We start from the raw sequence: 22,115 nt of genomic DNA, 5'->3' as shown, positions 1-22,115 counted from the left end.
GTGATTCGTTCATAAGCTGTAAGAAGGAGAGGGGGAGGGGAGATGGCGATCAAGCCACGCGCGCTGGTACGGGGAGACACGGTGGGCGTCGTCACGCTGGGCAGCCCGCTCGCGCGGGAGACGATCGACGCCCGCATCGGCTATCTGAGGCAAATGGGGTTGAATGTCATCATCGGCCGCCATGTATACGACGCTGACGGCTATCTGGCGGGTACGGACGAGGAGCGGGCGGCCGACCTGATGGCGATGTTCGAGGACGAGCGGGTCCGGTTGATCCTGCCGTCGCGGGGCGGCGTGGGGGTCGAGGGCATCCTGCCTTACCTGGACTACGGCTATATCCGCGCTCACCCTAAGATCGTATCCGGCTACAGCGACATTACGGTCCTGCTCAATGCGCTGGCGCAACTGGCCGATGTCGTCACGCTGCACAGCCTGCTGCTCATCGACTTCAAGCCGGAGACGCCGGCGTACAACTTCGAGCAGTTCTACGCCGCTACCTCGTCTCTCGTCGTCCCGCGGCCCATCGCCAATCCACCGGAACTGCCGATCCGGCCGCTCGTGTCCGGCTCGGTCTCGGGACCGCTGGCCGGCGGCAACCTCACGTCGCTCACCGGCTCGCTCGGCACGCCGTACGAGATCGATACGCGCGGCAAGATCCTGCTGCTCGAGGAGACGCATGAGCCGGTGAACACCGTGTACCGCTACGTGGAGCAGCTGCGGCTCGCCGGCAAGTTCGACGCATGCGCAGGCATCGTCATGGGCGGCTGCCACGAATGCCCCGACGCTTACGGCAGGACCTACGCGGACCTGATCCGCGACGTGCTCGTGCCGCTGGGCAAGCCGCTCGTCGCCGGGTTCGCCAGCGGGCATGACGTCTTCAAGGCGGCGGTGCCGATCGGGGCGTACGCGCGATTGGATGCAGACGCGGGGACGTTGACCTTGCTGGAGGCGGCCGTCAGGGCATGACGCGAAGCAAAAAGAGCCGGTTCCCAAGGGAAGCCGGCTCTTTGCATTATCTGATGAGAGGGGACTGAGCTAAAAGACGGTCAAGGCACGAACTGCTGCACGATGCGCACGATCTTGCCATCCGCTACCGTGACGTAGTACGGGAAGTTCGCCATCTGCTCTTCATTGTCGCCGCTGAACAGCGAGCGGAGCTTGCCGATGCTGATCGGCTCGTTTTCCACGATATCGGCATCGTCCCAGCTGCCCGAACGATTGTAGATCTGCATCAGGACCTGCGCGTCGGCCGCGACGGGCAGCGTGTACGCCTTCTTTTCCTCGTTGAGGATATAGTAGCCGTCCGGCGCCTCATCCATGCCTGCATCCGGCTCCTGCTGACGGAACACCCGGTCGGCCTCCGCGCCCTGCAAGAACTGAATGTAGTCGACGGTCACGTAAGTGACGCCGTCCATTGTAGTCATCTTGCTAATATAAGCGGGATAAGAAGGGGCCGATGCATAATCGACCGCCTTTACGCCATTCTCCTCGGCGACGGCGGTCTCCTGTTTGTCGCTCAAGCCCGACACGCTAAGCGGGATCAGGCAGATCCCCAACAATACGACACACAACAACAGTTTGCGCATCGGTCCAGCCCCTCTCTCCGGTTAAAAACAAGGTGTTATGTATCAATAATACTTAGACAATTAGAAGACGTTTTAAACAGCCGTTTTGTTGCCGGGGCATAGGGGGTGGAAAGGCTTATTTTTGAGAGGATATTTCCGGGGAAATTCGACAAGAAACGAAGGGTCGATGATCCCCGGCAGCATTTGCTCAGCTGTATCATTCGGCGCGAGGCCAATGCTAGAATAGGCACGGTCGTGCTGAACGTGCTGAAATCGGCGAAGGCGCGATGGTCTGCGCATGCCGAACAGCTCGTTTGAGCTGCGCCGAAAACCGAGATGATTAGATCACATAAGTTAAGTATAGATCATCGTTTTGCCTTTATTTTATACCTATACTTGAAATGTGGAGGAGGTGGATCGTGTTCGCAGCATGGCTATGAAATGATTTTTTTAATCGCGGGAGGGCAATTATATGTGGAAGAAAGCTGTTCGACGTACGGCAACCGTTTGTCTCGCGATCGCGCTCGCATGCATGGGGGCAATTTTTCCGCACGGTCAAATGAAAGCGCACGCAACGGATGCATACGACGATTTAAGAGAAAAGTACGTGGAAATGCTGACAGGCGGGGCCTCGTACGACGCAGAGGACCCTGACGTGGCAGTGCGTATCGCGGACATTACGGCTACGGCCTCGGATGCGCAGACGAAAATGTACAGGGCGCCGACGCGCAACCGCCTCTGGCCGGACGCCGCGCTCGGCAGCGATTCGGCCGGCATTACGTTCACGTACCGCCATATCCGCGATATGGCTTTGGCGTACCGTACGGAAGGTTCGGCGCTCGAGGGAGATCCCGCTCTGAAGGCGGATATCCTCGACGCCCTGGCCTGGATGAACGCGAATCAATTTTACGTCGGCAAATCGAAGTATCAGAACTGGTGGCATTGGGAGATCGGCGGTCCGACGGCGCTGAACGACGCGGTCGCGCTTATGTACGACGAGCTGTCCGGGACGCAAATCGCCGATTATATGGCGGCCATTAACTATATGCAGCCGAGCGTGGCGATGACCGGCGCGAACCGGATGTGGGAGATTCAAGTCATTGCGCTCGAAGGCATGAATGCGAAGGACGGCGCCAAAATCTCGGCAGCCCTAGACGGGATCGACGCCTTGTTGCCCTACGTACTCAAGGGCGACGGTTATTACGTCGACGGCTCGTTTATCCAGCATACCCACTTTGCGTACACCGGGGGATACGGCGCAAGTCTCATCTCTTCGCTCGCCGACATCCTGTACTTGTTCGACGGCTCATCCTGGTCCTACAGCGACCCGAACATGGGCAATGTCTATCAATGGATCTATGATTCTTACGAGCCGCTCATCTATAAAGGCAATCTGATGGACATGGTGCGGGGCAGAGAGATGTCGCGATGGGCGAACCAGGATAACGTGGCGAGCGTGCCGATCCTATCGGCGATCGTCCGCCTGTCCGATATCGCGCCAGCCCCTCATGCGGCGAACTTCAAAGGCATGGTCAAATACTGGCTGCAGGAGGATCCGGAAAAAGATTATTTGAAAAGCATCCCCATCGACCTCGTCTTAGAAGCGCAGGAGATGCTCAGCGATACCGGAATCGTCTCGCGGGGCGAACTGATCGCGTATCGGCAGTTCGCGGGCATGGACCGGGCCGTGGCGCTCAGGCCCGGATACGGACTGGGCATCAGCATGTCCTCCGACCGCATCGGCAATTATGAATGGTCGAATGCGGACAACAACAAGGGCTATCATACGGGCGACGGAATGAATTATCTGTACACGGCCGATCTCACGCAATTCAACGATAACTTCTGGCCGACCGTGAACAGCTTCCGGCTGCCCGGCACAACCGTCCTTAAGGATCACGTTCAAGATGCCAATACGAAGCCCCCGAGCAGCTGGGCCGGCGGTTCGGACATGCTGGGCCTGTACGGTACGAGCGGCATGCAATATGTCGCCGCCAAGGACAGAGGCACCACGACCGCCCGCACGCTGAGCGCCAAAAAATCATGGTTCGTGTTCGACGACGAGATCGTCGCGCTCGGGGCCGGCATTACGAGCACGGACGGCATCACGACCGAGACGATCGTGGAGAACCGCAAGCTGGATGCCGCCGGAGACAATGCGCTGACGGTCAACGGAGCGGCGCTATCTTCTTCCTTGGGATGGTCGGACACGCTCGCGGGCACGAATTATATTCATCTCGCCGGCAATGTCCCCGGCTCGGACGTCGGTTATTACTTCCCGGGCGGCGCGACCGTTAAGGCGCTCCGCGAAGCCAGGACTGGGAATTGGAAGCAGCTGAGCGGGGCGGCAGGATGGTCGGACACGCCGTATACCCGCAATTACATGACTTTGTGGCTGGACCACGGCGTGAGTCCGACGAACGGCAGCTATGCCTACGTCCTGCTCCCGAACAAGACGAGCGCGCAAGTCGGCGGCTATGCCGGCTCGCCTGATATTACGATATTGGAAAATTCGGAAACGGCGCAGGCGGTCAAGGAGAACGGACTGAATATAACCGGCATTAACTTCTGGACCGACGCGCCCAAAACGTCCGGACTCGTCACCTCGTATGCGAAGGCTTCCGTCATGACGCGGGAGACGGCGGACGAATTCGAGCTCTCGGTCTCCGATCCGACGCAGGACAATGCGGGTATGCTTTACTTCGAGGTCGCCAAAAGCGCCAAGGATCTGATCTCCAAGGACAGCCAAGTGACGGTGCTGCAGTACAGCCCGACGATCAAGTTCAAGGTCGACGTGAACAAAGCGGCGGGTAAGTCCTTCAAGGTCAAGTTCAACCTGACGGGTACGCAGGCCGCCAATCCGGCGCCGATCCCGGTCCCGGCTGCGTACGAGGCGGAGACGCTGCCGATTCAGAATATGACCGACGGCGTCACGGTCTACAACGACAACAATGCGAGCGGGGCCAAGAAGCTGGGCCTTATCAACAATGCCGTAGGCGACTATACGGAGTTCAGCCTGGACGTGCCGCAGCCGGGCATGTACGAAGTATTCGCGCGGATCGGCAAAGCAACCTCCAACGGGATCTACCAGTTGTCTATCAACGGCGCGGATCAAGGCGTTGAATGGGACGGCTATTGGACGACATCGGAGACTTACCGCGACTTGTCGCTGGGAACGTTTAACTTCAGCCATCCGGGCAGCTACCTGTTCCGCCTGACGGCCAAAGACAAGAATCCGAGCGCCTCCCACTACCGGTTGATGCTCGATAAATTCACGCTGGTCGAGACCGATGGGACGATCCTCATGGATCATGGCGACGCGTCGACCAAGCTGGCGGGGATCTCGTTAATCGACTGAAGTGCGGGAAAACGCAGAAAAAAACGGGACGAAGCGCAGCAACGCGCTTCGTCCCGTTCTCATGCGGTAAGGCCGTTCAGGTAGGAGATTAGGTCCGCTCACACATACTCCGTCATTCCCTTATTCTTAAGCAGCACGACGATGTCCTTAACATCCTGCGCGCGGTCCTTGGCACAGATCAACAGCGCGTCCTTGGTGTCCGCGATGATGAGGCCCTCGATGCCGATGGTGGCGATCAGCCGCTCGTCCCCGTAGACGATGGAGTCGCGCGTCTGGATGCCCAGATGCTCCGCCTTGACGATGTTGCCGTATTCGTCGGGAGGAATGATCGCGCCGAGCGCGTCCCAGCTGCCGATGTCGTTCCAACCGAAGTTGCCCGGGATGACCGCCACATCGACGCTGCGCTCCAGAATGCCATAGTCGATCGAGGTGCTATGGAGGGCGGGATAGATCGCTTGGATGATGTCCATTCGCCGCTCTTCGTCCTCGCATGTCGCGAAGGGCAGCATCGCATGATACAAGCGGGGCAGATAACGTTTGAAATTATCGATAATAACCGACGTTTTCCAGACGAAAATGCCGCTGTTCCACAGGTAATTGCCGGAGGACAAATAGCTTTGGGCAATGGCAAAGCTTGGCTTTTCCACGAATTCCGATACCTCGTAGACCTGGCAAGGCTCGGTTCGCATCGGACTGGAGGCATGGGAGATGTACCCGTAGCCCGTGGACGGGAAGGTCGGCTTGATGCCGATCGTGATCATTTTATCGGTCTCTTCGGCGACCGTGCAGGCCTCGGTCAGCGTCTTCTTGAATTCGTCCACATCCGTAATATGGTGATCGGAGGGGGAAACGACCATCAGGGAGTCGCCGAATTGCCGATCGATATGCATGGCCGCGAACAAGATGCTGGCCGCCGTATTGCGCGCCACCGGCTCGACCAGCACGTTGGCCGCCGGCACGCTCAAGTGCATGATGCTCTCCAGCTGGACGGCCTGCGACGAGTTCGTCACGATGATCGTGTTCTCCAGCGGCATGACGTGCTTGAACCGGTCGATCGTATCATTGAGCATGATGTCGTTGCCGCTCAGGTTGATCAGCTGCTTGGGCATCTCCTGCCTGGACAGCGGCCAGAAGCGGGTTCCGCCGCCGCCGGCCAGAATCGTCGCGAACCTATGCATGGTGGATCACCGAATGCGCGATGCAGTAGGACACGATATTCTCCGAGCCCTGATTAAGATTGAGCCCGCTGGCGTGGATACCGTCGTAGCAGCCGCCCGTCTGCGGGTCGATCATGGAGAGATTGGCGGAGTTGCGTCCATGGAACCAATCGAGGCAAAGGCTGGCATGATCCAGATAAGAGGGGGTGCCGAACATGTCGTGGGCTTCGTACATGGCGAGCAGCGTCTCGCAAGCCTCGATCGGCTGCTCGTCGTACGGGGCTGCCCGCTCGCCGCGTACGAGCCATCCTTCGCTGCCGACAGACTTGAAGTAGCCCTCCTTCGCGAAGGTATGCGACGTCAGGAAGGCGAGACTCGTCTGCGCCGTATGCCGCAGGTCGGCTCTCCCGCTGAGCCGCGCAGCCTTAAGCAGCGCCCAAGGCAGCATCGCGTTGCCGTAGGTGATGCTATCCTCGAACCAATGCCAGTCGGCCGTCGCATATTGCTCGTACTGCGCCAGCAGACGGTCGGCAATCTGTTCGACCAGCTCGCGGATCTTCCTGTGCGGCAGGAACGATACGGCCACCTCGCGCTTGTCGTCAGCGGCGTAAGGGAAGGCATAGCGGAGGGAGTCCTTGGTCTCGAGCATATAGGCGAGGCCGACCAGCGCATAAGCGAGCGCCCGCGGGGAACGCAGTTCCGCGATGCGCGGGAGCGCCCGGTCGATCATGAACCTGCAGGTGTTGTGAAGATTGTCCGGCAAGGTCGGCTCGGAGAGCGCGAAGCCGAGCGCCCATACGCAGCGGCCGAGGCAGTCCTCCGACCCGACCGGTTCGACGAAGCTGCGGTTATAGTCCATGAAGTTGCGGAAGCTGCCGTCCTCGTTCTGCGCGTGGTGGATGAAGGAAAGATAAGTGCCTGCCAAGCCGAGCCAACCCTCGCCGGGGTGGTTGCGGTGCAGCAGGGCGGCCGCGATGAGCGCGCGTCCGTTGTCGTCGGAGGTGTAGCCCCGGCCGCGGTCGGGGACGCCAAACTTCGTATGCTGGAAAATGCCCGTATCGTCGGTCAGGCTGCGCAAGTAGTCGGCCTTAAGCGCCTTCGCCTGGGTTGGCATCATTAGACCACGCTCCCTTGCACGGGATAGGACATGCCGATGACATCGCGAATGAGCGCGGCATACTCCAGGGCGATCTGATCCCACATCATCTGTCGTCCGAGCTCGGCAGTTCTGCCCTCCATTCGGAGCTTTTTGTCCGGATGGTCCATAATGTCCAGCAGCTGCGTCTCCAGCGACTTGGCGTCGCGGAATTCCGCGAGCAGCCCCCGGCCGCCTCCCAGCATCTCGGTCGCATAGCGGTAAGGCGTCGAGACGATGACCCTCCCGTAGCCGACGCCGTAGGCGAGCGTGCCGCTGACCGCTTGCTCGCGGCCCAGATAAGGCGTCATATAAATATCAGACAGCACCAGCGAATGGACGACCTCCTCTTGCGTCAGCAGCTTGTCGACGAAGCGGACATGCCCGTTCAGCCCCAACCGGTCGACTTGCTCTGCGAGCTGTCGGCGGTACACCTCGCCGACCTCCTGCTTAACGACGGGATGCGTCTTGCCCCATACGACGTACAGCGCGTCCGGATGGCTGGACACGACGCCGCTCATCGCCTCGATGGCGTATTCAATGCCCTTGCCGGGACTCAGAAAACCGAATGTGGACACGACCTGTCTTCCGGCATAGCCGTACCGGCTTTTGAGCGTATCTCGCGATTCGGCTGACAGGCGGGGCACACCGTGGTGATGCATGCGGATCTTGTCCATGGGTATGCCGTATATATGATGAAGATCGGCCACCGTGCTCTGCGCCATCGTGACCGAGCGGTCGCTCCACTCGCCCAGTAGCGAGACGATGCGAAGCTGGGAGGGGCTCGGAGCGGTCAGCACGGTATGGAAGATGACGATAAAAGGGATCGTTAACCGCTTGGCCAGCTCTAGCACGTATTCTCCGCATTCGCCGCCATAAATGCCGAATTCATGCTGGATGACGAGCAAGTCGACGTCCGAACGGTTGAGCTCGTGCGCGGTCCGGATATATTCGCCTTTATTCTCCTGATCGAAGCTCATCATCACGTTTTTTCCGTAAGCATAGGCGGAATTGTTGTTGACGGCAATGACCCGCGGCGGATTGAAGTCTCCCAGTCGTCCGAGTTCTTGGATGAGGTCATGCGTGAAGGTCGCCAGACCGCATTCTCGCGGAAGATAGGTGCCCAGAAAAGCTACGTTCGTTCTTTTGTTCGGTTTGTTTAACAAACAATTACCTCCTGATTTAATAATTAATTCCATATGAGGACAACAAAAAAAGAAATAAAGAGGGTCTTCATTTCTCGGCACGAACGGAATATGAGATTGGAGTGACATTTCCAACTAAAAGTAATTGATTTAAATATTCCAACATGTTATTATAAAATATTTTGGGAAAATGTTCTCCCTATTAACCTTAGCACCGGAAAGCCATCGTGTCAATCCGCGTGGTCCTTGTACATCGAAAGATAACTGTGCTAGGCTTAACTGGAAGCACATGAGGGAGTTGAGTATATGAGCAAGAATATCCATTTAAAGGATCGCTCCAACTTTTCTTCTTCGCAAGTGAAGCAGTCGAGAGCGCAAGGATCTATACCTGGGGTCGTATACGGCGTAGGCGTATCCAACCTGTCCGTCGAAGTGAACGGCAACGAGCTGGCCGCCGCGCTGAAGAAGAATCCCAAGGCGATCCTGCGGGCAACCATCGGAGAGCGGGGAGAATTTCCCGTTCTCGTCAAGGCGATCCAGAAGGACACGCTGACGGGCAGGTGGCTGCATGTGGATTTTCACCAGATTAATATGGATGCGAGCATCGATACTAAGGCAACCATCCACTTCACCGGCGAACCCGCTGGCCTGGTCGAGGGCGGCATGCTCCAGATCGAGGTTCACGAGGTCGCGATCCGGTGTATGCCCGACAAGCTGTTCGCGGCCTTCGAGGTCGATATCAGCAAGCTGGGCGTCGGCGATCAGCTGCTCGTCTCCGATCTTGAGCTCCACGACGGCGTCGAGGTGCTGACGGATCCATCCGTCATGCTGGTCAAAGTACTGGGCAGGCAGGCGCGGGACGAAGAGGTTGCGGCAGCGACGGAATAATCAGCGCGGGAGAGCCGGAACCGTATCGGCGCCGACCGTCTACCGAATAGAGCGTTCCTCGGGTGATGCCTGCGGGAACGCTCTTTATTTGCAGGCTCGCCGCCGATGGCATGACACTTGTCACATGCGATCATGACGCTTGTGACTTATAACGCCATCCTTCGGCCGTTTACAATGGAGATAACGTTGCGGAAGCTCTTTTCCGCTAAACGCCCATCAAGGGGGAATGCACAGATGAAACACGCAAGCGAAATCGCCGAACTCAAAAAAAGCATGCTTCCTTTTGAAAAAACGGACGCGAAGTCCAGCATCCGGCAGCTGATTAACACGCTGGGGCCGCTAGCGCTGCTCTGGTATGCCGGCTATGCCAGCCTCTCCGTATCTTATTGGCTCGCCCTTCCCATCCTGATCGTCGCATCGGGATTCGTCATACGTAGCTTTATCTTGTTTCACGACTGCTGCCACGGCTCGTTCTTCAAGAGCAAGCGGGCCAACGACATCGCAGGCACGCTGCTCGGCGTCCTGACGCTGGTCCCTTACAGACAGTGGAAAAACAGCCATGCCAAGCATCACGCCACCAGCGGCAACCTCGACAAAAGAGGCGACGGCGACATCTGGATCCTCACGGTGGACGAATATGCGGCGGCTCCCTTGTGGAAGCGAGTTTCGTATCGTATCTACCGCAATCCGGTCGTCATGTTCGGGTTCGGACCGATCTTCGTCTTCATGCTCCAATATCGTTTCAACGTGAAGGGCGCAAGGCGCAAGGAGCGCATGAATACGTACCTGGTCAATGCCCTCATCGTCGCGCTCTACGCCGGCATGATCTGGGCGATCGGCTGGGAAGCGTTCCTCCTCGTACAGCTGCCCATCTTCTTCGTGGCGGGACTGCTCGGCATCTGGCTCTTCTACGTACAGCATCAATTCGAAGACTCTTACTTTGAGAACGATCCCGATTGGAGCTACGTACAAGCGGCCGTCGAAGGCAGCTCGTACTACAAGCTTCCCCGCGTTCTGCAATGGATCACCGGCAGCATCGGCTTCCACCATGTCCATCACCTGAATCCGAAGGTGCCCAATTATAATCTCGAGAAGGCGCACATGGCCACGCCGCCGCTCCAACGCGCCGCAACGCTCACGCTCGCGACCAGCCTTGAATCGCTGCGATTCCGTCTGTGGGACGAGACGAACAAGACCTTCGTCGGCTATCGCAAGGTCAAGCGTCCGTCCGTCGGCGTGCATGCATCCGGGGTCTCGATCAAGAAGGCCGGTCAGAGCCAGGGTTAACGCATTCGGGTAAATCGCTTTATGCGATCGTCTGAATTAGGCTACAATGGGAGGGAGACGAACATTAAGAGGGGAGAGGTTTCCGTGCAGAAGTGGTATCACATTTTCCAACGAAGCACGGGCCTCAGTCCTTATATATGGGTCGTCTTCTACATCCTCCCTTTTTATTTCGTATTCCGCTCCTCGACGATGTACCACGCGCTGATCGGCATCTTCATGATCGTCGCGTTTTTTGTTTGCTATCTGCTATCGTTCAGCTCAAAGGGCTGGCTCGTTTATTTTTGGACCTCCGTGCAGATTTTATTTTCGATCGCGATGACCTTGATGTTCGGGTACGTCTATTTTTCGATCTTTACGGCGTTTTTTGTCGGCAATATGCAGCGGAAGGCCGGTTTCATCACGTTATATACGATTCATCTGGCTGTGACGCTGCTGTCGGTGTACGTCGGCTACATGCACGCCAACTCGGTCCTGATCGAGCAGGCGCCTTTCGTGTTCGTCTGCCTGATCGCGGTGACGCTCCTGCCGGTCACGACCTACAACCGCAACAAAAGCGAGCTGCTGCAGGTAGAATTGAAGGACGCCAACAAACGGATCTCGGAGCTGGTGAAGTTGGAGGAGCGCCAGCGGATCGCCCGGGACCTCCACGACACGCTTGGCCAGAAGCTCGCCCTGATCGGACTCAAGAGCGACCTGGTCGCCAAGCTGATCCGCAAGAATCCGGACCGGGCGGAGGCCGAGATCGACGACGTCCGGCATACGGCCAGGAATGTGCTCAAGGAACTCCGCGAGCTGGTGACGCAGATGCGGGGCACGCACGTGGAGGACGAGATCGGCCGTCTGCGCCAAATTCTGAAGGCGGCGGACATCGAGTTCACGCTGAAGGGCGAGCCGCGGCTCGCGAACACGTCGCTGCTCAACGAGAACGTGGCGAGCATGTGCCTGAAGGAAGCCGTGACGAACGTCGTGAAGCACAGCTCGGCGACCGTCTGCGCGATCGAGATCGAACAGACGCCCGCGGAGCTGCGGATCCGCGTGAAGGACAACGGCGTCGGAATGGGCGCGCAGCCGCCTCTTTATAGAGGGAACGGGCTGCGCGGCATGAAGGAGCGGCTGGAATTCGTCAACGGGTCGATGGAGGTTGTCTCCCGCGAGGGTACGGAGATCGTCATCAAGGTGCCGAACATCTTGATCCAATCGGATGAGGAGGAGGTGGCGCAGACATGATACGAATCGTGATCGCCGAGGACCAGCGGCTGCTGCTAGGCGCGCTCGCGTCCGTGCTCGATCTAGAGGACGATATGGAAGTGGTCGGCAAGGCGGAGAACGGCGAGGAAGCGCTGAAGCTGGTCAAGCTGCTCAAGCCGGATCTGTGCATCATGGACATCGAGATGCCGCTCAAGAGCGGTCTGGATGCTGCCGAAGAGCTGAAGGGCACGGGCTGCAAAATCGTCATCCTGACGACGTTCGCGCGGGCCGGTTACTTCGAGCGGGCGGTAAAGGCGGGGGCGCACGGCTATCTGCTGAAGGACAGCCCGAGCGAGGAGCTCGCCCATTCGCTGCGGAGCATCATGTCCGGTCGCCGGATCTACGCGGCCGAGCTCGTAGACGAGGCGTACAAAGAAGAAAACCCGCTCACGGAGCGGGAAAAGGAAGTCATCGGCCTGATGGCCGACGGCAAGAACACGAAGGAAATCGCAAGCGAGCTGTTCCTGTCCAACGGAACGGTCCGCAACTACATCTCGGTCATCCTCGATAAGCTTGACGTCAGCAACCGGATCGAAGCGATCAAGCGGTTCAGGGAAAAGGGCTGGTTCAAGTAAGCGCGCGCGCGGCTCTGCTCGGTCAGCCTTTAGTCCTCGGTCCGCTGGCGTCCGTCCTTAGCGATTCGATCAGTCCTGCTCTTCGCTTGCCACGACCGCGTCCCGGATCTGCTCGAACGTCAGCGGCGTGTAGTCCCAATGCTCCACGCAGACGTTGAAATAGTTCTTGCCCTCGTACTTCTGGCCGTGGATATGGCCGTGGACGTTAACGTACGGCATGTGCTTGTTCATGTACATCGGCTCGTGCGAGAGGAAGAAGAAGTCCTTGTAGATGATCGGATAAACGCTCACTTCCTCGAATCCGGCTTCCAGCCACCAGCTTCGCGACCGGCCCCGGTCGTGATTGCCCAGGATCAGCGTCTTCCGGCCGTTCAGCCGGCTCACGATCCCCCGCGTCTTTTCCATATTCAGAAACGAAAAATCTCCCAAATGAAAGACGGAATCGTCGCGGCCCACGACGGCGTTCCACCGCTCGATCATGGCCTCGTCCATCTCTTCGGCGCTCGCGAAGGGCCTGGATTCGAAGTCGATGATGTGGCGGTGTCCAAAGTGATGGTCCGAGATGAAAAACGTATTTGCCATAGGACAGCCCCCCTTCAACGATTCGCGGTTCTAATCCGCGTTCGGTGCCAGCCTCGCCGCGATCCAATCCCGCATGACCGCAAGCACGGGTCCGCGCTCAAGCTCGTTGTGCAGCTCGTGCTTGTAGCCGTGCCATTCCCTGTATTCGCATAACTTGCCCGCCCGCTCGGCGAACTGCCTGCTGGCCGCGATCGAGGTGACGCGGTCGTCGTCGCCGTGCATGAGCAGCACGGGAGCGCTCAGCTCATGCGCATGCTGGATCGCCCACGATCCCGCCCGCTGCACGCCGAAGAAGAAGCGCGCCGTGATGTGGCCGTGGCCGAGCGGATCGGCGCGATATCGCTCCGCCATCCCGGGATCGGCCGTCAGGTGGTCGACGTTCATCGGACGCTTGTTGGTGAAGCCCGGATACACGCGCTCGACCAGCCGTCCGATGACCACCTGCGCCTGCGGCGGCGCAAACGCCAGCTTCAGCCACGGGCTGCCGATCACCGCGCCGGCGACGTCCGGCTTGCGCCGCAGCAGATAATTCAGCGCCACGTTGCCGCCCATGCTGTGCCCGTACAGAATGACGGGCAAGCCCGGATAACGCCTCGCGGCCTCCTTGAACAGCAGGTCCACGCCCTCCAGCAGCCCATCGTAGCTCGGCGTATGCCCGCGCTTGCCGAGCGTGCGGCCATGTCCGCGCTGGTCGAAGCCCAGCGCCGCGTAGCCTGCCTCGTTCAGCATGTCCGCGACATGATCGTAACGTCCCATGTGCTCGCCCATGCCGTGGACGATCAGCACGACGGCGGCCGGCCCGCGCTCATTCGTCCGTTCGCTCGCGCCCCGTTCGTTCTTCGCTCCGCCGGCGGTCCATTCGCCGGCCGCCATGACCGTCCCGTCGGACAAGGTCCAGGTGAAAGGTTGATAGGTCAAGTGAGTAACCCCTCCGCTCGCTCGCAGCCATTTCGATTGCCTCTATTATATGCCTAAGCGGGGCGCGGAAGCTATCGAAGCGTTAAGGGTAATCGATCCTGCAAGCATCCGCGGAGGGCGGCGTCGTCCGGGGGACGGCTTGAACCGTGCTGGATCAATGCGATTATCCGGCGCGGGAGACCGCGGCCGGCTTTTCTGCGCCCGTGGACGCGAGCGGGCTGCGCCGCCGCCCGTCGATGCGCATCCACGCATACGTGACGGCCGCGCATTGAAGGAGCGTGACGCAGGACACGAGCGTGCCCTGCCAGGCGTCCGTCTCGACGTAGGTCCAGCCGAGCGCGAGCAGGTCGAGCTTGATGAACAGCGTGTGGCCGAAGAATGTGACCAGGCTGAAGCGGTTGAGCAGGCGGTGATGCCGCTTGACCGCCGCCCAGCGGATGCGCAGAATGCCGTAGAACATCAGGACAGACGCGGGCAGCGTGGAAAACGCAAGCCTGTAAGCCTCGTTCCAGTCCACCGCCGACATGAGATAAGCGGTCTCCGCGGACGCGAGCAGCAGGGTAAAGGCCAGCAGCCGCAGGACCGGGAGTCGTTTGAAAGCTTCCTCATGTCGGGCCAGGAGAACGCCCGCGCCGACGAACACGAGGCCGAAGCCGCCGTAATTGACTGCGACCGCGGAGATGACATCCATGCCTTCGCCGCCGAAAAGGCCGGACAACGCAGCGTTGACCGGTCCGCTCGGCGTGCCCGCGACGCTCTGCGCCGCCGCGAACGACAGGGAGGCGATGACGGCCCACAGCCGCAAGCGCCGCCTGGAGATGAGCGCGTAGGATACGAGCATCCCGAAGATCAGCGGCGGTATGAACCATAGCTGCTGGTATGCGCCTTCCACGAATACGCGAAGCGCGATTCTCTTGCCCAGCGCGAGCAGTCCGCTCGCGCTCGTATCCCCGTGCAGCACGGCGCCCGCGACCTGCCGCCCGATATTGAGCAAGCATAGCAGCCCGTATACCGCCGCGATCCGCCAGACGTACCTGCGCACGTACCGCCCCGGGTCGTCCGCGCGCGTCCAGCCCTGATAAGCCAGAAAGCCGGCGACCAGATAGAACCCCGGCACCACGGTGCTCAAGGGAAGGCCGACGAAGGACAACTGCCGGTTCTCCATCGTCGCCATCAGCGGGATGAACAACTCGTGGGAAAAGACGACGAGTACGCAGCCGAGCGCCTTGAACAGCGTGATCCCCGGATAATAGTTACGCATTCAGCCTGTTCTCCCCTGCCTGCGCGAGCTGCCCAAGCGCCAGTTCTCTGACGTCCGCGACCGAGATCTTGCCCGTCGGGGACATCGGCAAGTACGGCACGAACAGAATATGCGCGGGGATCTTGAAGGCGGAGAGGCTGCCGGCGAGGTCCAGCCGGATCTTCTCGGCGATGAGCGCCGCGTCCCGGCGGGGCACGATACAGGCGCAGACCTGTTCTCCGTATCTCTCGTCCGGCACGCCTACGACGAACGCGGACTCGACGCCGGACAGCTTCAGCAGGGCGCGCTCGATCTCGACCGGCGAGATTTTCTCGCCGCCTCGGGAGATGATGCGCTTGATCCTGCCGGTGACGACCAGATGTCCGCGCGCGTCCACATAGCCGAGGTCGCCGGAGCGGAACCAGCCGTCCGCGGATGGCCCCGCATCCGCAGCGTCCGTCTGTCCGGCGTAGCGCATGACCCGGTGGCTCCGGATGCAGATCTCGCCCTGCTCTCCGGGAGGCAGGCGGCTGCCGGTCGCGGCGTCTACGATCCCCACCTCGACATGCGGGTCCACCTTGCCTGCCAGGCTGTACTCGCATTCCAAAAACTGCTGCAAGCCGATGAACCCGCTCACCAGGCGCGACTGCATGAGGAGCCCGTAGAGCGGCGACAGCAGCGGATGCGGCTTGCGGTCGGTCACGCAGATGCCGTTCGCGACGGCGCCGGCTTCGGTCGATCCGTAGCTGACCATGAAAAAATAAATGTGCAGCTCTCGCGTGATGCGCTCGAGGATGCGGCGGTCGACGGCCGACGAGGTGAAGACGAGTCCGAGGAGGCTGCGAAGATCGTACCGGTCTCTCGCTTCGGCTGACAGCATCTGCTCGATCATGAACGGGGTGCCCACGAGCACCCGGCATTTGAACCGTTCAATGAAGGCGAGAGCGTTGTTCGGGCTGTAGTGGCTGAGCATGACGATACGGATCGAGCAGGCTTTCAGGGCGGTGAAGATCGTCGCGAACCCGCCCATGTGGTACAGCGGCAGCAGGCTCATGATGGACAGCCTGCGCGTGAGGCGATCCGTCAGTCGCAGCAGCGCGCCCGAGGCGAAGCCTGTCCGCTTGGGCGCGCGGGCGGCGGACAAGAAGGAGGCGGTAGAGCGCAGCACGCCTTTGGGTTTGCCGGAGGTGCCGGACGTGTAGAGCAGCACGAGCGGATCGCGAAGGTTAAGCGCGGCGGCGGCGTCCCGGAACGCATGCGGTTCTGCCTTCGCCGCCTCGCCTGCGAGCTCGGCGAAGGGGCGGAACGGGGCGCGCGTCTCGGCCGGGTCGGCCAGCACGAACAGATGGGCCGGCAATCGGCCATCGGCGTCCGAGCCGTCCGCTGTCTCATCCGGGCCGTCCGCGGTCGGATCCGGACCGCCGGTCTCCGCCAGCAGCTCGGCGACCATCGCGAGATACGACTGCCGCTGCCCTTCTTTGTCCAGAAACAAGGCGGCGGGCTTGCAGTCCCGCAGGAGGGCGCGCAGCTCGTCCTTTTTGCTGTAAGTATTAAGCGGGACCGCGACGGCCCCGATGCACGCGGCGGCGTAGATGAGGAGCACGAGCTCGATACGGCCTTGCATGAGCAGGGCGACGCGGTCCCCCTTCCGAATACCGAGCGCCAGCAGCCCTTCGGACAGCTGACGGACTTCCTCCCAGATCATGCGCCAAGAGTAATGCTGATCGAACCCAGGAAAGCTGTATACGATGTCGTTCGGCGATCGCCTGGCGCGGCGCTGCAGCAGGTCGGGGACCGTGTCGAGCTGCGCCGTCGCTGCCCTGTTTTTGATCATAGGGCGGCCTCCTTCAATCTTTTGATACAAACAGTATACATAATGATACATTTTGTTGATATAGGAAAATTAGAAAGCGAATGGCTGCCCGACAGGATTTTCGACACATCGCCCGCATGCGACAAAAAAGCCGGAACGGCCGTTATTTAAACGGCTCCGTTTCCGGCTTGGATCGGTTGGCAAACTCGATTCGGATCGTCGGCATCCTCGATAAGGGGACCTTCAGGCGGGCGACGTCCGGCGTCGGAGGGACGAAGGGGAGACTCCTCGGTAACTCTTGAACAGGCGGCTGAAATAGTAAATGTCGCTGAACCCGTGGTCGAGCGCGATCTCCGAGATCGTCTTGTTCGTATATCGCAGCTCCTGCTCGCAGCGGCCGATCCGTACGAAGTTCACGTAGTCGGTGACCGAGCGGCTCGTGAGCTCCTTGAAGACGCGGCTGAAATGGTAGCGGCTCATGCCGGCGATCCCCGCCAGCGTCTCCACGTCGAGGCGCTTGGCGTAGTTGGCCTCGATATGCTGCAGCACGGGCTCGATGCGGGTCAGCCGTCTGATGCGCGAGGCCAGCTCGCCCTCGGGCATGCTCTCCGCGACGTGCCCGCGCAGCATGGCCGCGAGCAGCCGGTACAGGCAGGACTTCACGGACAGCTCGTAGGCGAAGTCCTTCTTTTCATACTCGCGGATCAACTCGTCGAGGCTGTCCTTGATAGCGGCGTCTCCCGTGACCCTGTTCGCGAAGCGGATGCGGGAGCGGACGATCGGCGTGATGAACTTGGCTTCGGCGGAGTCGATCCGATGACTGTGCAGCAGATCCGGGTCGAAGATCACCGCATAATAAAACAAACGATCCGACAGGCATACGCCGTGATGCAGATCGGCGCAGTTCACGACGATCAGGTCTCCGGGACCGACATCGTAGCTGTCGGCGTTGCAAGAGATGCGGGCGCGGCCTTCGACGATATATAGAAATTCCATGTGCTCGTGCCAATGCGGATAAAAAGTGGGCGTGCCCACTCGCTCGTATCGGCAGTAATGGAGCTTGAGCGGGAATTGGGGATCCGGCATATCCATCGGCTCGAGCAGATCGGGATTGCGGTCCATGCGGCGGCACCTCCATATCGCACAATATTACAAATCGCGAGCATAGCTATTCATGGCTGGCATTCTCCATTCATTTTATAGTACAGGTAGACAAATGAGTAGAGGGAGGCAACACCAGTGAATAAGCTCAGCATCGGCGTCATCGGCACGGGCTCGATCTCCGAATCGCACATGAATGCATACGCGGCCAACCCCGACGCGGTCATCGTCGCGGTCTGCGACCTGAACCGGGAGCGCGCGGACAAGGCGGCGGCGAAGTACGGCGCATCGCATATTTATACGGATTATCGCGAGCTGCTCGCCAACCCCGAGGTCGATGCGGTCAGCATCTGCACTTGGAACCACACGCATGCGGAGATCGCGATCGCGGCGGTCAAGGCAGGCAAGCACGTACTCGTGGAAAAGCCCCTCAGCATGACGGTGGAGGAAGCCGAAGCCGTGCGGGACGCGGTCCGCGCGACCGACCGGATCCTGCAGGTGGGCTTCGTGCGCCGCTACGACGCCAACGCCCAATTGGCGAGGCGCTTCGCGGAGCAGGGCGAGTTCGGCGAGCTGTACTACGCGAAGGCGTCGCTGATCCGGCGCCTCGGCAATCCGGGCGGCTGGTTCGCGGACAAGGACCGTTCCGGCGGCGGCCCGCTGATCGATATCGGCGTGCACGTGATCGACCTGACCTGGTACCTGATGGGGCGCCCGAAGGTCAAGTCGGTGAGCGGCAACGTGTATAACAAGCTCGGCAACCGCTCCAACGTCAAGGGGCTGTCCTTCTACCGGGCTGCGGACTACGACGCCTCGCGCAATACGGTCGAGGATCTGGCCAACGCGCTGATCCGGTTCGAGAACGGCGCTTCCCTGCTGGTCGACGTCAGCTACGCGCTGCACGCCAAGAGCGACGAGTCCGCGGTCCGGCTGTACGGCACCAAGGGCGGCTTCGAGATCGATCCGGAGCTGACGATCGTCTCGGAGCGTCATGATACGATCCTGAACGTGACGCCGCAGGTCGACAGCCGCAAGTTCGAGTTCGCCCAGGCGTTCCAATCCGAGATCGACAGCTTCGTCGCTTCGGCGATCGCCGGCACCGAGCCGCTGAGCCCCGTCGAGGACGGATTGACGATGATGCGCATCCTGCGCGCGATCTACGAGTCGGCGGAGCAAGGCAAAGAGATCGAGCTGTAACATACGCGCAAGGCACATAAAGGAGCGAACGTTATCATGAAGCTGGGACTCAGCACGTATAGTTTGTATCGCGCGATCGAGTCGGGCGAGTTGACCGTGCCCGGCGCGATCGACTGGGTGGCGGAGCAGGGCTGCGAGCATATCGAGATCGTGCCGATCGGCTTCGACATCCGGACGCCCGGATTAATCGAAGAGATCGTCAGCCGCGCCGCGGCAGCGGGGCTCGAGATCTCGAACTACGCGGTGGGCGCGAACTTCGCGGTCGACGACGACGAGGCGCTGGAGGCGGAGATCGAGCGCGTCAAGGGCGAGGTCGACATCGCGCGCGCGCTCGGCGTGAAGAAGATGCGCCATGACGTCGCTTCCCGGCAGGGCGCTTCGGTCGCGCAATTCTGGCGCGAGCTGCCGCGGCTGGCGGAGGCTTGCCGCCGCGTAGCGGAATATGCGGCGTCCCAAGGCGTCGTGACCAGCGTGGAGAATCACGGCTACTACATGCAGTCGAGCGAGCGGGTACTAGGGCTGCTGGCGGAGACGAACCATCCGAACTTCCGCCTCACGCTGGACGTCGGCAATTTCATGTGCCTGGACGAGGATCCTGCGGCCGCAGTCGGGCGTTCGGTCGGGGAGGCTTCGATCGTGCACCTGAAGGACTTCTATCTGCGTCGCGGCGACCGCGATCCGGGCGAAGGCTGGTTCAATACGGCGGCGGGCAACTATCTGCGCGGCGCGATCTTCGGCCAGGGCGACATCGACGTGCGCGAGGTGCTGCGCGTCGTGAAGGCTTCGGGCTACGACGGTTATCTCTCGCTGGAATTCGAGGGCATGGAAGAATGCAAGCAGGGCTCGCGCATCGGATTGGCTAACGCGCGGCGCATCTGGTCGGAGGTATAAGTAAACTTGGCGATCGGAAAGGGGGACATCCGCATGGTACAAATAGCGAACCCAATCGGCGTGATCGTGGACAGCTTCCGGGTCGGCGTGCGCGCCGGACTGCTGAAGGCCAAGGAGATTGGCGCCGAAGGGGTGCAGATCTACGCGGTGGAAGGCGAGATGGATCCGGACAAGCTGGACGCGGCCGCCAGAGCCGAGCTTCGCGCTTACGTGGACTCGCTCGGCCTGCGCATCTCCGCGCTGGTCGGGGATCTTGCGGGACACGGCTTTCAGGATCGGCGGGAGAACGGCTGGAAGGTCGAGAAGTCCAAGCGGATCCTCGACCTGGCGCTCGATCTCGGCACCGGCGTGGTCACGACGCATATCGGCATCGTGCCCGAGGACGAATCCAGCGACGTGTATGCCGCGATGCGCGACGCGGTCGAAGAGCTTGGCCGCTACGCGAGCGAGCGGGGCGCCTACTTCGCGATCGAGACCGGTCCCGAGACTTCGGCGCGCCTCAAGGGCTTCCTGGACAAGATGAGCACCAAGGGCGTCTCGGTCAACTTCGACCCGGCCAACATGGTGATGGTGACGGGCGACGACCCGGTGCAGGGCGTCTACAACCTGCGCGAGTATATCGTGCACACGCATGCGAAGGACGGCATCCGGCTGCAGGAGACCGACCCGCGCAACATCTACGGGGCGCTCGGCTACGAAGCGATGTCGCACGAGAAGCTGGCGGAGCAGGGCGAGTCGGGCGAGTACTTCCGCGAGGTGCCGCTGGGCGAAGGCGGCGTGGATTGGCCCGCTTACCTGCAGGCGCTGCAGGATATCGGCTACGAGGGCTTCCTGACGATCGAGCGCGAAGTCGGCGCGAGCCCCGAGCGGGACATCAAGCTCGCGGTCGACTTTTTGAAGCAGTATCGCCGGTAGACCTGATCATGGAGGCGATCCAGACGAGCAGGGGAAGCAAGAAACCCATGGTCAGCGCATAAAAGGGCCATATCTCGGAAGCGAAGATTCTGAAATAGACGATATTCGGATAGACTACGATCGACACGATGAGCACGATCATGGCGCATGGTACGATCAACGGGCGGTACGAATTCATTTTGAGCAGCTGCGCCAGTCCTAACAGCGAGGCATAGAAACATAAAACGAGCTTGAAAAATATCGTCAAAAACCAGATGATCGCGACCAATACTTCGATCCGCTGCAGAAATTCCCCGATTTGAATTTTCTTGGCCAGGGTGTAGCTCGGAAAGGTATGCCGGGACGCGAAATCCCAGCCAAGGACGAGAACGCACAGCAAGGTAATCACAACGAGAACGGTGCCGCCGATCAATCCCCCTTTGATGATGGCGGCCCCTCTTCGTTCCGGCTTGCCTGCGTAAGGGAAGATCATCAGAAAGACGACCAGCTCCAAATAAGGAATGCTGATCACGGACAGACTTCCGCGCAAGATCGCTTTTATGCCCGATTCGAACACGGGCTGGATGCGGTCCATTTCGATTTTCGGGAAAAGGAAGACGATTAAAAAGAAGAGAAGCAGCAGCACCCAAGGCAGAAATATTTCCGCGGAGCGGGCGATCACCTCCAATCCCAAGCCGACGCCCATCGCGATCGCGATCAGCAGGATGAGGTGCACGGCTTGAATCGGGGTCTCCGGCATGACGATCGTCGTAATAAAGTCGCCCACGTTGCGAAGAACGAGAGCGGACAATAGGAAAAAGTAGGAAAAGAACAGCAGCCCCACGATTTTTCCGACCCATTTTCCAAGCAGGAGTTCAGTGTATTCGATCAGGGTCTTATCGGGATGCCGAGCCCCCAGCGCATTATAGAACGCAATGAGCGGGATGCCGGCGGCTACGCCGACGATCGCGGCAATCCATCCGTCCTGCTTCGCGGCGGAGGTCAGCGCGGAAGGTACGATCAGAATCGCGCTCCCCAGGCTGAACAGCAAGGATAAAATCGAATATTGACGCGTGTTGATATTTCCTTTTTCGATCATTCGCGGACCTGCCTTTCTTTGT

Annotated in this window: 19 protein-coding genes; 9 read left to right on the top strand and 10 right to left on the bottom strand. The window is 60.1% G+C overall.

Features of this window, described 5'->3' with window-relative positions:
* The first annotated feature begins 42 nt into the window (after nucleotides 1-42).
* On the top strand, nucleotides 43-966 hold the full coding sequence (locus PQG80_RS20240; RefSeq protein ID WP_271753328.1) for a S66 peptidase family protein: 924 nt from the start codon (nucleotides 43-45) through the stop codon (nucleotides 964-966).
* 80 nt (nucleotides 967-1,046) lie between these two features.
* On the opposite strand, the gene PQG80_RS20235 is transcribed toward PQG80_RS20240, so the two are convergent.
* A complete protein-coding gene (locus PQG80_RS20235; protein ID WP_271753326.1) occupies nucleotides 1,047-1,586 on the bottom strand; it encodes a hypothetical protein in 540 nt (179 codons plus the stop codon).
* A gap of 592 nt (nucleotides 1,587-2,178) precedes the next feature.
* On the opposite strand from PQG80_RS20235, the gene PQG80_RS20230 reads away from it, so the two are divergent.
* The gene (locus tag PQG80_RS20230; RefSeq protein WP_271753382.1) at nucleotides 2,179-4,923 is read left to right on the top strand and encodes a polysaccharide lyase family 8 super-sandwich domain-containing protein; all 2,745 of its coding nucleotides are present in this window, start codon (nucleotides 2,179-2,181) and stop codon (nucleotides 4,921-4,923) included.
* Between the two features lie 98 nt (nucleotides 4,924-5,021).
* Here the strand turns inward: PQG80_RS20230 and PQG80_RS20225 are convergent, their stop codons facing one another.
* Genes PQG80_RS20225 through PQG80_RS20215 form a run of 3 tightly spaced genes read right to left on the bottom strand, consistent with a single transcriptional unit; the run spans nucleotide 5,022 to nucleotide 8,381 of the window.
* Nucleotides 5,022-6,101: a mannose-1-phosphate guanylyltransferase gene (locus tag PQG80_RS20225; RefSeq protein ID WP_271753325.1), complete on the bottom strand. Its 1,080-nt coding sequence runs from the start codon at nucleotides 6,099-6,101 to the stop codon at nucleotides 5,022-5,024.
* Nucleotides 6,094-7,197: a glycosyltransferase gene (locus tag PQG80_RS20220; protein WP_271753324.1), complete on the bottom strand. Its 1,104-nt coding sequence runs from the start codon at nucleotides 7,195-7,197 to the stop codon at nucleotides 6,094-6,096. The genes PQG80_RS20225 and PQG80_RS20220 overlap by 8 nt, the downstream gene beginning before the upstream one ends.
* Nucleotides 7,197-8,381 (bottom strand): glycosyltransferase family 4 protein, encoded by a 1,185-nt coding sequence (locus PQG80_RS20215; protein WP_271753322.1) that lies wholly within the window; start codon nucleotides 8,379-8,381, stop codon nucleotides 7,197-7,199. The genes PQG80_RS20220 and PQG80_RS20215 overlap by 1 nt, the downstream gene beginning before the upstream one ends.
* Nucleotides 8,382-8,666: 285 nt before the next feature.
* On the opposite strand from PQG80_RS20215, the gene PQG80_RS20210 reads away from it, so the two are divergent.
* From PQG80_RS20210 to PQG80_RS20195, 4 genes are all read left to right on the top strand, one after another.
* The gene (locus tag PQG80_RS20210; RefSeq protein ID WP_271753321.1) at nucleotides 8,667-9,248 is read left to right on the top strand and encodes a 50S ribosomal protein L25; all 582 of its coding nucleotides are present in this window, start codon (nucleotides 8,667-8,669) and stop codon (nucleotides 9,246-9,248) included.
* A 234-nt stretch (nucleotides 9,249-9,482) separates the two neighbouring features.
* Nucleotides 9,483-10,535 carry a Delta(5) desaturase DesA gene (desA, locus tag PQG80_RS20205; protein WP_271753319.1) on the top strand — a complete coding sequence of 351 codons (1,053 nt, stop codon included), beginning with the start codon at nucleotides 9,483-9,485 and terminating at the stop codon, nucleotides 10,533-10,535.
* An 84-nt stretch (nucleotides 10,536-10,619) separates the two neighbouring features.
* A complete protein-coding gene (locus PQG80_RS20200) occupies nucleotides 10,620-11,762 on the top strand; it encodes a sensor histidine kinase (RefSeq protein ID WP_271753318.1) in 1,143 nt (380 codons plus the stop codon).
* Nucleotides 11,759-12,358, top strand: a complete 600-nt coding sequence (locus PQG80_RS20195) for a response regulator transcription factor (RefSeq protein ID WP_271753317.1) — start codon at nucleotides 11,759-11,761, stop codon at nucleotides 12,356-12,358. The genes PQG80_RS20200 and PQG80_RS20195 overlap by 4 nt, the downstream gene beginning before the upstream one ends.
* 69 nt (nucleotides 12,359-12,427) lie before the next feature.
* Here the strand turns inward: PQG80_RS20195 and PQG80_RS20190 are convergent, their stop codons facing one another.
* From PQG80_RS20190 to PQG80_RS20170, 5 genes are all read right to left on the bottom strand, one after another.
* The gene (locus PQG80_RS20190; protein ID WP_271753315.1) at nucleotides 12,428-12,940 is read right to left on the bottom strand and encodes a phosphoesterase; all 513 of its coding nucleotides are present in this window, start codon (nucleotides 12,938-12,940) and stop codon (nucleotides 12,428-12,430) included.
* A gap of 30 nt (nucleotides 12,941-12,970) precedes the next feature.
* A complete protein-coding gene (locus tag PQG80_RS20185; RefSeq protein ID WP_271753314.1) occupies nucleotides 12,971-13,858 on the bottom strand; it encodes an alpha/beta hydrolase in 888 nt (295 codons plus the stop codon).
* 163 nt (nucleotides 13,859-14,021) lie between these two features.
* Complete coding sequence (locus PQG80_RS20180; RefSeq protein ID WP_271753313.1) at nucleotides 14,022-15,119, bottom strand: acyltransferase family protein; 1,098 nt, start codon at nucleotides 15,117-15,119, stop codon at nucleotides 14,022-14,024.
* Nucleotides 15,112-16,932, bottom strand: coding sequence for a class I adenylate-forming enzyme family protein (locus PQG80_RS20175; RefSeq protein ID WP_271753312.1), 1,821 nt, complete (start codon nucleotides 16,930-16,932; stop codon nucleotides 15,112-15,114). Before PQG80_RS20175 ends, PQG80_RS20180 begins: the two co-directional genes overlap by 8 nt.
* A gap of 222 nt (nucleotides 16,933-17,154) precedes the next feature.
* A complete protein-coding gene (locus PQG80_RS20170) occupies nucleotides 17,155-18,033 on the bottom strand; it encodes an AraC family transcriptional regulator (RefSeq protein ID WP_271753311.1) in 879 nt (292 codons plus the stop codon).
* A 117-nt stretch (nucleotides 18,034-18,150) separates the two neighbouring features.
* Between PQG80_RS20170 and PQG80_RS20165 the strand changes: the two genes are divergently transcribed.
* The 3 genes from PQG80_RS20165 to PQG80_RS20155 are packed head-to-tail and all read left to right on the top strand — an operon-like array spanning nucleotide 18,151 to nucleotide 21,015.
* A complete protein-coding gene (locus PQG80_RS20165) occupies nucleotides 18,151-19,209 on the top strand; it encodes a Gfo/Idh/MocA family protein (protein ID WP_271753310.1) in 1,059 nt (352 codons plus the stop codon).
* Between the two features lie 36 nt (nucleotides 19,210-19,245).
* Nucleotides 19,246-20,100, top strand: a complete 855-nt coding sequence (locus PQG80_RS20160; RefSeq protein ID WP_271753309.1) for a sugar phosphate isomerase/epimerase family protein — start codon at nucleotides 19,246-19,248, stop codon at nucleotides 20,098-20,100.
* 33 nt (nucleotides 20,101-20,133) lie between these two features.
* Nucleotides 20,134-21,015 (top strand): sugar phosphate isomerase/epimerase family protein, encoded by an 882-nt coding sequence (locus PQG80_RS20155; RefSeq protein ID WP_271753308.1) that lies wholly within the window; start codon nucleotides 20,134-20,136, stop codon nucleotides 21,013-21,015.
* Here PQG80_RS20155 and PQG80_RS20150 read toward each other — a convergent pair.
* Nucleotides 20,975-22,093, bottom strand: a complete 1,119-nt coding sequence (locus PQG80_RS20150; RefSeq protein WP_271753307.1) for a GerAB/ArcD/ProY family transporter — start codon at nucleotides 22,091-22,093, stop codon at nucleotides 20,975-20,977. The two genes, PQG80_RS20155 and PQG80_RS20150, sit on opposite strands and share 41 nt — an antisense overlap.
* Nucleotides 22,094-22,115: the final 22 nt, after the last annotated feature.

The organism is Cohnella rhizoplanae (genome assembly GCF_948329515.1).
Taxonomy (GTDB): Bacteria; Bacillota; Bacilli; order Paenibacillales; family Paenibacillaceae; genus Cohnella; species Cohnella rhizoplanae.
Note: the sequence above shows the minus strand (reverse complement) of the source record. Positions and strands in the feature narration are given on the sequence as shown.